Source organism: Cetobacterium sp. 2A, assembly GCF_014250685.1.
In the GTDB taxonomy this organism is placed as follows: Bacteria; Fusobacteriota; Fusobacteriia; order Fusobacteriales; family Fusobacteriaceae; genus Cetobacterium.
The window spans coordinates 109,896-122,901 of sequence record NZ_JACFAJ010000001.1 but is presented as its reverse complement, the minus strand read 5'-3'; the positions used below and the strand labels follow the sequence as shown (position 1 = coordinate 122,901).

The window sequence follows — 13,006 nt, the reverse complement described above, 5'->3', positions numbered from 1 at the left end:
TTATAAGTTTTTTATTTACAAGTCATTAAAAAAAATTATTAAAAAAACAGTTTTCTTTTATTAAATATGATATAATTAAACCTTAAAATCACTCAATATCTAGGAGGAATAAAACTGAAAAGAAGAAATTTAGATTTAAAGGTAATAGAACCAAAAGAATTAATGGTATTTTTACTTGAAAAATTAGAGGGACAAAGTCGTAATAACATAAAAACACTTCTTACAAAAGAACAAATATTAGTAAATGGGCAAGTGGTAAAGCAATACAACCATTCGTTAAAAAGTGGAGATGAGGTTTCTGTTATTTTTTCAAAATCTCGTGAAGAAAAGGCCCTACAAGGTATAAAAATAATATACGAAGATGATGCTTTAATAGCGATTGAAAAAAATAGTGGAATGTTATCTATAGCTTCAGATAAAGAAAAAGAAAAAACAGCCTACAGTATATTAAAAGAGAATCTTAAAAAGAAAAATCCAAGAAATAAAATATTTATAGTTCACAGATTAGATAAAGACACATCTGGAGTTATGATATTTGCAAAATCTGAAGATATTCAGAAAAAACTTCAAGAAAATTGGAATGAAATAGTAAAAGAAAGAACTTATGTAGCCGTGGTTGAAGGAACTGTTAAAGAAGATAAAGGAACAATCAAATCTTGGTTAAAAGAGAACAAAGCACATATAAGTTATTCGACATTTTCTGAAAATGATGGAGGAAAATTAGCAGTTACAGCTTATAAAGTAATTGGAAGAAGAAGAGGTTATTCTCTTGTAGAAGCAGAACTTGAAACAGGAAGAAAAAACCAAATAAGAGTTCACATGAAGGATTTAGGACATTCTGTTACTGGAGATAAGAAATATGGAGCAGAAAAAAATCCTATTAAACGTTTAGGTCTTCATGCCAAAACTATAAAATTCCAACATCCAGTAACGGATAAAATTGTTACATTTTCTTCAGATATTCCTGAATCTTTCTTAAAAATGTTTAAATAATAAATATTATTGCGGAGGAAATAGAAATGGATAGATTAAAATTTTTAAAAATTAAAATTGAAAAACATCCAACCAAAGGAACTAGTTTAGAATTTTTAGATAAGCCAAACGCTATAGCAGCCTTAATTTTAGATTATTCTGAAAAACAGGTTCTTTTAGTTAAGCAATATAGACCTGGTGTATCTGATGAAATATTAGAGATTCCTGCTGGAATAATAGAAAAAGATGAAACTGCATTATCAACTTTATATAGAGAAGTGCTAGAAGAAACAGGTTATTCCAAAGATGATTATGAAATAATCTATGCTCCAGAAATGCCTCTTATTTTGTCACCAGGATATACAACAGAGTCTTTATATACATATATAATAAAACTTAATTCAGAAGAAATAAAACCCAAAGAATTAACGTTAGACGATGGAGAAGATTTGGTTGGAGAATGGATAAAATTAGAGGACGTATTAAAAGTGACTCATGATTTTAAAACCCATTATGCAATCTTATTATATCAAGGATTAAAATATGTTAAATGATATATTGAAATCTTTTGGAGGAATAGCTTTATTTTTCATAATTTTAGCAGCATCAAGATATTTGGTGATGTCTTCGTTTTTTTTAAAATATAATAAATATCCATTTATAAAAGAATACTCAAAATATATAAATAAATATCATAAATATTTTGGTATGTTAGCACTATTTTTTGCAATTTTTCATTCTTTTGGGATGATTAAGTACTTGAAAAATCCAAAACTTTTTATGTGGTTTGGATTAGCAGCATTAGTAGATCTTTTTATTGTAGGATTGATGGGAATGCTTGTAAAAAAAGTTTCAAGTAATCATAAGAGAATAATTATTAAAATTCATATGTTATTAGCAGGATTACTTGTTATTCTTGCTTTATTACATGTAATTTTATAAAAAAATATTTAAAGAAAATAAGTGTCCGCTAATTATAAAATATTTAGCGGACACTTATTTACATTTTATTTATCAATTTCTAAAAATCTTCCAGTGAAGAATCTTAAATATTTAGGTTCATAGTCCCATACTAGCCCTTTTATTGTATCTCTTTCTTTATAAAGTTCAATAATTGAATTAGCTACATAATCTAAATGAGCATAAGTATATACTCTTCTTGGGATAGTAAGTCTTACTGTTTCTAATTTAGGATAGTGATTTTTTCCTGTTTTTATATCTCTACCAGCTGAAACTATTCCTCTTTCCATAGTTCTAACACCAGAGTTTATATATATAGCAGCAGCAAGAGATTGAGCAGGATGCTCGTCTTGAGTTAAGTGAGGAAGGAATGCTTTTGCATCTAAGAAAATAGCATGACCTCCAAAAGGTTTTACCATTGGAATACCAGCAGCTTCTAACTTTTCTCCAAGATATCTAATTTGATTAACCCTATGACTAATATATTCAAAATTAACTGCTTCTCCAAGTCCTATAGCCATAGCTTCCATATCTCTACCGGCCATACCACCATAACTTGGCATTCCTTCAAATTGTACAACTACACCAGTTGATTGTTGGTAAAGATCTTGATCATTTAGACAAAGGAATCCTCCTATATTAGTAAGACAGTCTTTTTTCCCACTCATTGTACAACCGTCCCCATATGAGAACATTTCTTTAACAATAGCTCTTATAGTTTTATTTTCAAATCCAGGTTCTCTTTCTTTAATAAAGTATGCATTTTCTACACATCTAGTCGCATCAAACATAACTTTTATGCCGTATCTGTGTGCAAGTTCACAAGTTTCTTTAATATTTTTCATAGAAACAGGTTGACCACCAGCTAAATTAACTGTAACAGCAAGACAAATATACGGAATCTTATCAGCTCCAACTTCATCAATTAGAGCTTGTAGCTTATTAAGATCAACATTTCCTTTAAAAGGAACATCTACTCTGTTTGGATCATGAGCAGCATCGATTATAATATCTCTAAATGTAGCTCCATTTCTTTCTTGATGGAATCTAGTTGTAGTAAAATACATATTACCAGGAACATAATCTCCAGGTTTTATCATGATAGAAGAAAGAATATTTTCAGCTCCTCTACCTTGATGAGTAGGCACTACATATTTAAATCCAAAAATGTCTCTAATAGTTGCCTCAAGATTATAGAAGTTCACACTTCCTGCATATGACTCGTCTCCAACCATCATTCCAGCCCATTGCTTATCACTCATCGCGTTTGTTCCCGAGTCAGTTAATAAGTCAATATAACACTCATTTGCTCTTAGAAGAAAAGTATTGAAGCCTGCTCTTTGAATGGCCTCTTCTCTTTCTTCTCTTGTTAAAATACTCATAGATTCTACAACTTTAATTTTAAACGGTTCCGGCATAAATTTTGTCATAATATCCCCCTTAATTTCACAATCTTTTGTTTTGAAAAATAGGAAAGTATCTAAAACTAGTATTTTATAATTGGTATTTTATTACTACATAGAATCTAATAAGTCAAGTGAAAAGGTAAAAATAAAAATTAAAAAAAGGAAAAGTATAGAGTATACTTGTATTATCCTACTTAAGGCACGTTTAGAAAATATTAAAGGACAAATATTATGAAATACTTAAAGAAATATTTATTGAATCAAGAAAATCAACCAAGTATCAATAAAAAAGCATTAATTTTGAATACAGTACTAGCCTTAGCACTTATATTGGGTATACTATATTTTTCTTTTAGTAAATTAGAGTATACTTATCGATGGAACGATACAGTTATAAAATATAAAAAGAAATTTTTTATAGGATTTATGTTAACTGTATATTTATCTTGTTTTTCATTAATTTTAAGTTTAGTAATTGGATCTATTACAGTTATATTTAGAAAAAGTAAAATTATTTTACTTGGATATTTGAGTAGAATTTACGTTGAATTGATAAGGGGAACACCTTTAATTGTACAAATATATATATTTTTTTATGTTATAGGAACCGCATTTAACTTAGAAAATAGATATGTTATGGGAATATTGATTATGGGGATATTTTCAGGAGCATATGTTGCTGAGATTATAAGATCAGGAATAGAAAGTATCGAAGTAAATCAATTTGAAACAGCAAAATCGCTTGGATTTACAAAAGTTCAAACATATAGATATATAATTTTACCACAAGTAATAAAAAGAATTATGCCACCTTTAGCTGGACAATTTGGCTCTTTGATAAAAGATTCGTCATTATTGTCAATAATAGCTGTTAATGAACTAACAAAAAATGTGCAAGAAGTTGACTCCCTAACTTTTGCTCCCCTAGAAAATTATTTGTTTTTAGCTATAGGATATATAATATTGACATACCCTATTTCATATTTTTCAAAAAAATTAGAAAGAAGGTTCGCATATGACTCTTGATATATTAAATCTAACTAAGAAGTATAACAATCAGATTGTTTTAGATAACCTAAATTTAGACATAAAAAATATCCATTCTTTAGTAATAATTGGTCCGTCTGGTGGCGGAAAATCCACTCTTTTAAAAGTTATAGCGGGATTAGTAACTCCAGAAACAGGAACTGTTAGAATAAATAATAAAAATCTTTCTTTTGAAGAAAAATATCTAGAAAAATATAGAAAAACAATTGGAATAGTATTTCAATCATATAATTTATTTCCTCATTTGACAGCTTTGGAAAATATAATTTTACCATTAGAAAAAATTCATGGATTTCCAAAGGATGAATCTTATAAAAAAGCATTAAATCTTTTAGAAAAATTTCAATTACTGGAGCATATGAATAAAAAACCTAAGCAACTAAGTGGCGGTCAACAACAAAGAGTTGCTATTATAAGAATGCTTGCCTTAGACTCTGAATTTTTGTTATTAGATGAGCCTACATCAGCTTTGGATCCTTATTTAGTCTCGGAAGTATTGGACACGATTATGGAGCTTAAAAAGGAAAAAAAGGATTTAATATTAGTTACTCATCAGATGAGCTTTGCAAAAGCCGTTGGAGATTATTTAATATACGTAGATAAAGGAAAAATTATTGAACAAGGAAATCCAAAAGAGGTATTAGAAAGTCCTAAAAGTGAAGAGTTAAAGTTTTTTTTGAGTAAAATATTAAAATATTAAAATATAAAAAAAACAAAAGGTTATTGGAAACAATAACCTTTTGTGCTGTATATTATTTAGATTGTAATTGTTAAATCACTTATTTTTTCGTTTTGATAAAAGCTATGTGTAATCATAATTACAGTTTTATTTAATTTTTTACAATTTAATATGAATTTTTCAATAGTTTGTGTAGTTTCCTTATCAGTACTAGCCGTAGGTTCATCTAGAAGTAAATAATCTCTATCGTATAAAAGTGTTCTTACGAATTGAACTTTAGCTTTTTCACCACCAGACAAAGTCTCTATATCTGAGTATCTTAATTTTTCTAATCCAAATTCATTTAATAATTCATTTGTTTTTTCTTCAGGAAAAGGAAGATTTCTTAATTTAAATGGTTCTCTAAGGTTATACTCAACAGTACCTTTAAAGAAAAGTGGGGTTTGTGGATTAAATATAATTTTTTGAAATCTATTTTCATCTTTCAATATTTCCCCATCTAAAAAAAATTCTCCTTCATCAAAATCTTCCAAACCATATAAAATTCTAAGAAATGTTGATTTTCCAGCTCCATTATTTCCTACAATTGTATAGATTTTTCCTCTTTCAAAAGTAAGAAGTGGAATATCTAAAATTATTCTGTTATTAAATGATTTTTTTAAATTTTTAATAATTAACATATTATGCCTTTCTTCTTAGTAAATAATTTATTAAAAAAGATATAACGAAAAGTATTAAAGCTATTATTATTGAAGTATCATAATTCCCCATTGAAGTTGAAAGAGCTATATAAGTCGTCATAACCCGCGTATGCCCCTTTATGTTTCCACCAACTAGTGAAACTGCACCAACTTCTGAAATTGCCCTAGAAAAGGCAATTAAAAAGATACAGACAAGAGGTTTTATAAGTTCCTTGAGGAAAATTTTAGCAATTTTATTTTTAGGTATTTGTAAAATTTTACAAGTTTCTAATATTTTTTTCCCCTCACCATTAAATACGTCTAAAGACAGTGTAATAACTAATGGAAGTAGCAAGAAAAATTGAGCTATAATTATAGCTGTTGGAGTAAAAAGAAGCTTTAAACTTCCAAAAGGTCCTTTTCTAGAAAGTAAAAGAAGAACACATAAACCAAAAATAACTGTTGGTACTCCTGTTAAGGCATTTAGAAAATTTATTAACCATTTTTTTAAAATGAAATTTTTTAAAAAAATAAATAAACTTAAAAAAAATCCAATTAAAAAACTAAATAGAGTTGCAGTAGAACTTACCACAAGAGAAAGAACTACAATTTGGAGAATTTCCATTTAGTTATTTTCTCTAAAGAATAAGTTAGTCCCTAGAGTATCCTTTCCGTAAGTCTTAATAACTTCATCCATCTCAGGTGAATTCATAAACTCAATAAAAGTTTGTATATCTTTTTCTTTAGATTTTTCTGTTTTTGAAAGTTCTACAATAGCGTAAGTATTTTTCAACTCAGTTTTATCGTTTAATTCTATATTTTTAAGACCAAATTTATTTTTTAAAGTTTCAAAAGTTCCATAGTCAGAAACAGTATAACCTTTAAGTTCAGAAGTTATATTTAATGTTTTTGCCATTCCAACTCCTGTTTCTTTATAATTTTCAAATTTAGGAGTTATTCCAACTGCTTTCCAAATAGCAAGTTCTTTTGAATGAGTCCCTGATTTATCACCTCTTGAAAGGAAAACTAAATTTTCATCAGAGATTTTTTTCATAACAGAATTTAAATCTTTCGGGAAATTAGAGTTATCATTATCATTAGCAGTAACAATCATAAAATAGTTATACATCATTTCGTGTCTTTTAGTACCAAATCCATCTTTAATAAATTTTTCTTCTCTTGCTTTGTCATGTGTAAATAATATATCTACATCTCCTCTTTTTCCAAGCTCTAGAGCTTCTCCAGTCCCTCTACTTAAGTACTTTAACTCAACGCCAGTTTTTGCTTTTAATTTCTCTGATACAACTTTTAAAAATCCAGTATCATCAAGAGAAGTAGTAGTCCCCATCAATATTTCACCAGAAAAAGATGTTAGAGAAAAAGTAAGAGCCCCCATAAATAATAATATTTTGTTCAAAATAAATCCCCCTGTTAAATTTTTTATTTATATAATTCCACCTAGAAAGTCATTATATACGATTGGATTAGGATATTTAACTCTTCCTATTAAACAAATTCCTAACTTAGTAGCAACTTCAATAGCTAAATCACTTGCAATACTAAGAGATACTATAATTGGTATTCTAGCTCCAGCAGCTTTTAAAACCATATCTAATGAAATACGACCTGAAGTCATTATTATAGAATTTTCTAGATTAACTCTTTCTTTTAAAGCCGCTCCAATAACTTTATCAACGGCATTATGTCTGCCAATATCTTCTCTGACAAAGATGTTATCTTTATCATCAAAAATTGCTGAGCAGTGCATTCCACCCATAGTGTTATACATAACTGATTGTTTTTGCATAACTAAAAAGGCTTCTTTTATAACATCTATTTTTTTTGAATATTTTATATTTAAGCTTTCTTTTTCAAGAATATCTTCATTGAAAATAGAGCCATTTCCACAACCACTTAAAATTACATTTGAAATATTAAAAAGTGGTTTTGTTTCTTGAGATTTAGTTAGAATTAAAAGCCTACGATTAGATTCACAAGAAGTTGCTGAAATAAAATCATCAATATTTTTTAGCATGTCTCTTGAATAAAGATGTCCAATTGCTAAATCTTCTAAGTCTTTTGGAGTACACATAAAGGTAGCTAATTTTTTTTCATTTACTATGATATCAACAGGTGCTTCCATACAAATATTTATTTTCATAATTATTTAACCTTTCTATTTATAATGTAATATGATCTAAATATAGTTGAAACTATTAAGATTCCAAGAGCCATAGAACCAGCAATTATAAAGGTTTCAACAGCTTTAAGTAACGATTCTTGGTATCTATCTTGTATAAGATAGAACATTGTATAGTATACTCCACCACCAGGTGCTAGTGGGATGAGAGCTGCAATTAATAGAGTTGTTACAGGAACTTTAATCTTCCTTGCTACAAGTTCTGAGTAAAGTGCAATAGATGTTGTAGCTATAAAATAAGAAGTTGAAATAGCAAAGTTATATTTTAAACTCAATAAATAGAAAAACCATCCAATTCCACCACCAAAACTTGAGAAAAGTAAAAGGTTACCTTTTACGTTAAAAATCAATCCAAAGCTATATGTAACAACTATAGCAAAAAAAATTTCTGTAAGCATTTATTATATTCCTCCCCCTAGCATCATAAGAAGTTTAAGAGATATTCCCGCTCCTACAGCAAGAGCAATTCCAATCATTACAACTTCTGTCATTCTTGATAAACCTGAAACTAAATCTCCAGCTATAATGTCTCTAATTGAATTAATAAAAGCAACTCCTGGAACTAATAGCATAAGAGCTGAGATTATACTAATTGAAACATTATTGATAAGAGATAAATAGAAGAACATATAAGATACTATTGAACAAATAGCACCGCCGACTATATTTATAAAAAAATTATTTAGTTTTAAAGGTGAAGAAAAATGTTCAAATATAGAAATTAGAGCTCCTGATATAAATGCTGGAATAAAGTCATTGAAGCTTCCTTTGAAAAGAAAAACAAAAGATGCTGCTCCAAGAGAATATCCAATGAAACTTTGTCTAAAATTTGGAGGAGTTTCATTATAAACTTTTATAAGTTCTTTTTCTAAGTCTCCTAGAGAATATTTATCCATGTTTCTTAATATATTATTTAATATATAAATTTTATTAAGATTTGTTTGTCTTGAAGTTATTCTTTGAATCAAAGAAGAAATTTCTCCATCTTTATTAGTACCGGATGCCATTATACAAGTAAGAGCAGAAAAACATTCTATTTTTAGACCATAGAATTTACCTATTTTTACAACGACATCTTCTACTCTATAAACTTCTCCACCATTTTCTAAAACTATTCTACCTGCAAAACACGCTATTTTAAGAATCAACTGATCGTTAGAATTATTTGACATTTTAAAGCTCCTTTTAGTTAATGAGAAATTAGATTAATTGTAACTGCAAAGTGAAAAGTTGTAAACAATATTTTAAAAAATAAAAGAAAAAAATAAAAAATAAAAAAAAGCGTTGACATTTTTTGGAGCCTATGATACTATTATTTTGTTGATGCGACGCGGCAAGCGAAGCAAGACGGCAGTAACAACTGCCTGGGTGGCGGAATAGGTAGACGCACGGGACTTAAAATCCCGTGGTGGTTACACCGTGCCGGTTCGATTCCGGCCCCAGGCACCATATTTATGCGGGAATAGCTCAGATGGTAGAGCGTCAGCCTTCCAAGCTGAATGTCGCGAGTTCGATCCTCGTTTCCCGCTCCAAAAATGCCCCGTTCGTTCAACGGTTAGGACAATAGATTTTCACTCTATAAACAGGGGTTCGATTCCCCTACGGGGTACCAAAAAATTTAAAACTGGTGAGGTTCCCGAGCGGCCAAAGGGATCAGACTGTAAATCTGACGGCTCAGCCTTCGAAGGTTCGAATCCTTCTCTCACCACCACCGCCGCTTTAGCTCACATGGTAGAGCAACTGACTTGTAATCAGTAGGTAATTGGTTCGATTCCGATAAGCGGCACCACTTATGAAATTTTAAGACACTATTTAGTGTCTTTTTTTATATACTTGGTATAATAAATTATAAATGAGCATTTAAGGAGGGGTTATGTTAATTTTTGGATTATTGTTAATTATTATTGTTTTAATATGTTTAAATGTAAGAATAGTATCTCAATCTCAAGCCTATGTAATAGAAAGACTAGGTGCATTTAAAGCTACATGGGGTGTTGGAATTAATGTTTTGATTCCGTTTGTTGATAGAATAGCGAAAAAGGTATCTTTAAAGGAACAGATATTTGATTTCCCACCACAACCTGTAATTACAAAAGATAATGTTACTATGCAAATTGATACTGTTGTTTATTTTCAAATAGTTGATCCAAAACTTTATGCATATGGAATAGAGTATCCAACAAGTGCAATAGAAAACCTAACAGCGACAACTTTGAGAAATATAATAGGTGAAATGGAATTAGATGCAACTCTAACTTCAAGAGATGTTATTAACACAAAGATGAGAGCCGTATTAGACGAAGCAACTGATCCATGGGGAATAAAGATAAATAGAGTAGAACTTAAAAATATTTTACCTCCAAAAGAGATACAAATAGCTATGGAAAGACAGATGAAAGCTGAAAGAGAAAGAAGAGAAGCAATATTGATAGCAGAGGGTCAAAAAAGATCAGCGATTTTAGTTGCAGAAGGACAAAAAGAATCTGAAATATTAAGAGCCGAAGCAGAAAAGTTAGCAACTATATTAAGAGCTGATGGTCAAAAAGAGGCTACGATTAAAGGTGCTGAAGCAGAATCAGAGGCTATAGTAGCTCTTCAAAGAGCTAAAGCAGAAGGAATAAAAGCTTTAAATGAAGCTATGATAACAAAGGAAGTACTAACTTTAAAAGGAATGGAAACTTTTGAAAAAGTTGCAGATGGGCAATCAACTAAGTTAATAATCCCTTCAGAAATTCAAAATTTAGTAAATTTTAGTTCGATATTTAAAGAAACTAAATAGATAAAATAAAAATATCCCTCTCTAGAATTTATTCTAAAGAGGGATATCTTTATATAATAACTACATTTTTTATACCAAAACTTAAAGATAATTTTTTCAAGTTTTCCATGTATTGTGTAGTTGGTGAGTTGATTCCAACAAGTTTTGTTTCTCTAACTCCTATAGATCTATATTTTATAAGTTTATAATTTATTTCTGTATCAGATATGATTTCCGAAACTTTTTCAACGGTTGTTTCATTATCCAAAACTCCTGGAACTATAACTGTTCTTACTTCAAATAATTTATTTGAATTTTTTAAAAATAATAAATTTTTTAAAATATTATCATTATTAATTCCAGTGAGTTTTATATGATCATCACTTTTCCATGCTTTTACATCAAGCATAAAATAATCCGTATATTTTATAAAATCTCTGAATAGATCTTTTGATAAATCAAGAGTTCCATTTGTATCTACAAAGCAAGTAAGATTTGGATATTTTAATTTTATATTTTTAAAGAAATTACTGATAAATTGGTATTGTAATGAACATTCTCCACCACTTACAGTAACGCCTTTTATAAAGTGTTTAACTTTTTCAACTTCTTCAAGAAGAGATGTAACTGAATAATTTTTAGTATATTCATTAGAGCCGATAGAAATCGTTTCTGGGTTATGACAATAAGCACAATCTATATTGCACCCTTGGAAAAATATAGCTATTCTATTACCAGGTCCATCTACATTTGAAAATTTTATAATTTTATTAACTACAGCTATTTTATCTTCCGTATTATTTTCTAAGTTTTCTATCAAGAGCTTTTCCATTGTCTCTAGCTCCTTTTCCAAGAGCAGTTGTATCACGAAGAACAACCTCTCCCTTATCTAACTTCATCATTTCAGACTTTTTAACAAGATATCCAGTAACTCTTATAACGTCACAATCACTTCCGTAAAGTGAGAAAAATCTCATATTTTGTGAGAAGCTTCCTTTAATGATATCTAGTATAGCATCAGGATTTTTTTTGAAAGTTTCATCAAAAACAAAGATATCCCCTATTCCACTTGGGAAATATTCGTGGAATTTAGAAGATTGTACTATATGGTCATAAAGTTCAGGTTCTTCATTTACTGGTATTCTACATCCTGGGCTTTCATTTTCGTCAGTTTCAATACCAACTTGAGAATGGAAAAGATGATTGTTATCGAAGAAATCTCCAGCATATGGTGATTTATGTTCCTTGATAATTTCATTTAGTTTTTGTACGATTTGAAGACCCAAACTATTTGCTTTTTCGTTGTGACCAAATCTTTCATTCTTATCTGTTGCATTTAAAAGATTATTTACACACTCTGCTAAACCTACAATCCCAAATAAGCCAGTGAACTTATCTTTTTCTAAGAATCCTTCTTTTACCAAGAAATTACTAGAATAGAATCCACTTTCTTCTATTATAAATTTAGATCTTTCATCTATATATTTTAAAGTTTCTTTTGCAGCTTCAGGTAAAACTTCATTTAAAAATACTTCTGGACAGCTAGCTAATTTTGAAAGTTTACCAAGTCTAATTCTCACTAGAGTATTAGCTCCCCCACCAACTTTTAAACCATTGTAGCAACTAACGATTCCGTATTCTCCAGAAAAATCTTTTGAAAACATATTGTTGTTAGCAAAACTTGGTTTAGAAGTAACAAGAGCTGTTTGAATAGCATCTATAGAAAACTCATCAGATGTTGTGTCATCATATTTGATAGTTAGATTAGGTGTTGGAAGTTGTAGTTCTCTCATAGCTTTTAGTATAAGTCTTCCGGCAACCGTATCAACTGGACCAATATTAGCGTGACAGAATGAATCTGTAATAGTAGAGTCTATATGCTTTAGAAATAGCTTGATAGCCAAATAAGACTCGTCATTATCTTTTGTATATGGATTTAGAAGATAATCGATATTTCCTAGATAAACTGGCATAGTTGTTATAGATGGAACATGTTTGTAAAATATTAGTAAATTATGAATAGCTTCCCATAAATTGGTAGCTGGTTGAATATTTAAAAAAGAACTTCCATTTTTCATGAATTTTTCATAGTCGGGAACAATGTATCTAGGTCTATAAGGAGCGTTACCTTCAAATAAATCGCAAACGATACCATCTTGTTTAAATTTTTTAATATAATCACTTACATTTAAAACTTCAATACTATTTTCTGCATATCTTGCAAGAGAAACGACTTTTTGTTCAAAAGTAATTTTTGAATTTTTGATTATGTTTAAAACATCATTCATAAATCTCACCCCATAT

The 13,006-nt window shown here is 29.2% G+C and carries 15 protein-coding genes and 5 tRNA genes; 11 read left to right on the top strand and 9 right to left on the bottom strand.

Going from position 1 to position 13,006, the window contains the following annotated elements; all coding sequences use genetic code 11:
- The first annotated feature begins 162 nt into the window (after positions 1–162).
- From H3N56_RS00605 to H3N56_RS00595, 3 genes are read left to right on the top strand one after another with little or no spacing between them, the layout of a single operon-like run.
- Positions 163–993, top strand: a complete 831-nt coding sequence (locus tag H3N56_RS00605) for an RluA family pseudouridine synthase (RefSeq protein WP_185879412.1) — start codon at positions 163–165, stop codon at positions 991–993.
- Positions 994–1,019: 26 nt separating this feature from the next.
- Entirely contained in the window at positions 1,020–1,526 is a 507-nt protein-coding gene (locus H3N56_RS00600; protein ID WP_185879411.1) for an NUDIX hydrolase, read from the top strand.
- Positions 1,516–1,914 carry a hypothetical protein gene (locus H3N56_RS00595; RefSeq protein WP_185879410.1) on the top strand — a complete coding sequence of 133 codons (399 nt, stop codon included), beginning with the start codon at positions 1,516–1,518 and terminating at the stop codon, positions 1,912–1,914. The genes H3N56_RS00600 and H3N56_RS00595 overlap by 11 nt, the downstream gene beginning before the upstream one ends.
- Positions 1,915–1,979: 65 nt before the next feature.
- Here H3N56_RS00595 and H3N56_RS00590 read toward each other — a convergent pair whose 3' ends face one another.
- Positions 1,980–3,362, bottom strand: a complete 1,383-nt coding sequence (locus H3N56_RS00590) for a tyrosine phenol-lyase (protein ID WP_185879409.1) — start codon at positions 3,360–3,362, stop codon at positions 1,980–1,982.
- 207 nt (positions 3,363–3,569) lie between these two features.
- On the opposite strand from H3N56_RS00590, the gene H3N56_RS00585 reads away from it, so the two are divergent.
- Both H3N56_RS00585 and H3N56_RS00580 read left to right on the top strand, forming a co-directional pair.
- Positions 3,570–4,364, top strand: a complete 795-nt coding sequence (locus H3N56_RS00585) for an amino acid ABC transporter permease (RefSeq protein ID WP_185879408.1) — start codon at positions 3,570–3,572, stop codon at positions 4,362–4,364.
- Positions 4,354–5,085 (top strand): amino acid ABC transporter ATP-binding protein, encoded by a 732-nt coding sequence (locus tag H3N56_RS00580; protein WP_185879407.1) that lies wholly within the window; start codon positions 4,354–4,356, stop codon positions 5,083–5,085. The genes H3N56_RS00585 and H3N56_RS00580 overlap by 11 nt, the downstream gene beginning before the upstream one ends.
- Before the next feature lie 56 nt (positions 5,086–5,141).
- Here the strand turns inward: H3N56_RS00580 and H3N56_RS00575 are convergent, their stop codons facing one another.
- The 6 genes from H3N56_RS00575 to H3N56_RS00550 are packed head-to-tail and all read right to left on the bottom strand — an operon-like array spanning position 5,142 to position 9,116.
- A complete protein-coding gene (locus tag H3N56_RS00575; RefSeq protein WP_185879406.1) occupies positions 5,142–5,744 on the bottom strand; it encodes an ATP-binding cassette domain-containing protein in 603 nt (200 codons plus the stop codon).
- A gap of 1 nt (position 5,745) precedes the next feature.
- Positions 5,746–6,369: an ABC transporter permease gene (locus H3N56_RS00570; protein ID WP_185879405.1), complete on the bottom strand. Its 624-nt coding sequence runs from the start codon at positions 6,367–6,369 to the stop codon at positions 5,746–5,748.
- Entirely contained in the window at positions 6,370–7,161 is a 792-nt protein-coding gene (locus H3N56_RS00565; RefSeq protein WP_185879404.1) for a substrate-binding domain-containing protein, read from the bottom strand.
- Between the two features lie 27 nt (positions 7,162–7,188).
- Positions 7,189–7,905 carry a formate dehydrogenase accessory sulfurtransferase FdhD gene (fdhD, locus tag H3N56_RS00560; protein ID WP_185879403.1) on the bottom strand — a complete coding sequence of 239 codons (717 nt, stop codon included), beginning with the start codon at positions 7,903–7,905 and terminating at the stop codon, positions 7,189–7,191.
- A 2-nt stretch (positions 7,906–7,907) separates the two neighbouring features.
- Entirely contained in the window at positions 7,908–8,342 is a 435-nt protein-coding gene (locus H3N56_RS00555) for a threonine/serine exporter family protein (RefSeq protein WP_185879402.1), read from the bottom strand.
- Positions 8,343–8,345: 3 nt separating this feature from the next.
- Positions 8,346–9,116, bottom strand: a complete 771-nt coding sequence (locus tag H3N56_RS00550) for a threonine/serine exporter family protein (RefSeq protein ID WP_185879401.1) — start codon at positions 9,114–9,116, stop codon at positions 8,346–8,348.
- Positions 9,117–9,306: 190 nt separating this feature from the next.
- On the opposite strand from H3N56_RS00550, the gene H3N56_RS00545 reads away from it, so the two are divergent.
- From H3N56_RS00545 to H3N56_RS00520, 6 genes are all read left to right on the top strand, one after another.
- Positions 9,307–9,393, top strand: a tRNA-Leu gene (locus tag H3N56_RS00545).
- 7 nt (positions 9,394–9,400) lie between these two features.
- A tRNA-Gly gene (locus tag H3N56_RS00540) sits at positions 9,401–9,476 on the top strand.
- 5 nt (positions 9,477–9,481) lie between these two features.
- A tRNA-Glu gene (locus H3N56_RS00535) sits at positions 9,482–9,556 on the top strand.
- Between the two features lie 14 nt (positions 9,557–9,570).
- A tRNA-Tyr gene (locus H3N56_RS00530) sits at positions 9,571–9,655 on the top strand.
- Positions 9,656–9,657: 2 nt separating this feature from the next.
- Positions 9,658–9,733: transfer RNA gene (locus tag H3N56_RS00525), tRNA-Thr, on the top strand.
- 84 nt (positions 9,734–9,817) lie between these two features.
- Positions 9,818–10,723, top strand: a complete 906-nt coding sequence (locus H3N56_RS00520; protein WP_185879400.1) for an SPFH domain-containing protein — start codon at positions 9,818–9,820, stop codon at positions 10,721–10,723.
- A gap of 49 nt (positions 10,724–10,772) precedes the next feature.
- Here H3N56_RS00520 and H3N56_RS00515 read toward each other — a convergent pair whose 3' ends face one another.
- Positions 10,773–11,534: a radical SAM protein gene (locus H3N56_RS00515; RefSeq protein WP_185879399.1), complete on the bottom strand. Its 762-nt coding sequence runs from the start codon at positions 11,532–11,534 to the stop codon at positions 10,773–10,775.
- A complete protein-coding gene (locus tag H3N56_RS00510) occupies positions 11,500–12,990 on the bottom strand; it encodes a YjjI family glycine radical enzyme (RefSeq protein ID WP_185879398.1) in 1,491 nt (496 codons plus the stop codon). Before H3N56_RS00510 ends, H3N56_RS00515 begins: the two co-directional genes overlap by 35 nt.
- Positions 12,991–13,006: the final 16 nt, after the last annotated feature.